Genomic DNA, 674 nt, shown 5'->3' on the forward strand with positions numbered 1-674 from the left:
CAGAACTACGTCACCGGCATCTTCGGGTTGAAGAAGGACGACATCCGTGTGATCTCGCCCTTCGTCGGCGGGGCTTTCGGTTCCGGCCTGCGGCCGCAGTACCAGCTTTTCCTGGCCGTGATGGCGGCGATGGAGCTTAAGCGCTCGGTGCGGGTGGTGCTGACACGCGACCAGATGTTCACTTTTACCCATCGTCCCGACACGATCCAGACGATCGCCATCGGCGCCGGCAAGGACGGCAAGCTTCAGGCGATCCGCCACGACGCTGTCGCGGAGACTTCGACCTTCGAGGACTACCAGGAAGTCGTCGTCAACTGGTCGGGCCTGCTCTACGACTGCGCCAACACCAAGCTCACCTATGAGCTTGCGAAGCTGAACACTTACACGCCGGGCGACATGCGGGCTCCCGGAGCCACCCTGGGCGTCTACGCCCTGGAAGCGGCGATGGACGAGCTGGCCTATGCGGCCGGCGTCGATCCGATCGAACTCCGGCTGAAGAACTACGCCGAGAAGGACCAGAACGCGGACAAGCCGTTCAGCAGCAAGGAGCTGCGCGCCTGCTACCGGCAGGGCGCCGAGCGCTTCGGCTGGTCGAAGCGGACGCCTGAGCCGCGGTCGATGCGCGAGGGCCGCGAACTGATCGGCTGGGGCATGGCGTCCGGCGTCTGGGAAGC

1 protein-coding gene is annotated in these 674 nt (G+C 65.1%); it reads left to right on the top strand.

Features of this window, described 5'->3' with window-relative positions; genetic code table 11:
• Nucleotides 1-674 (top strand): xanthine dehydrogenase family protein molybdopterin-binding subunit (locus tag AC5JJ6_RS25535; protein ID WP_496044766.1); only part of this gene is annotated, 674 nt, incomplete at both ends.

Source organism: Skermanella sp., from assembly GCF_059503625.1.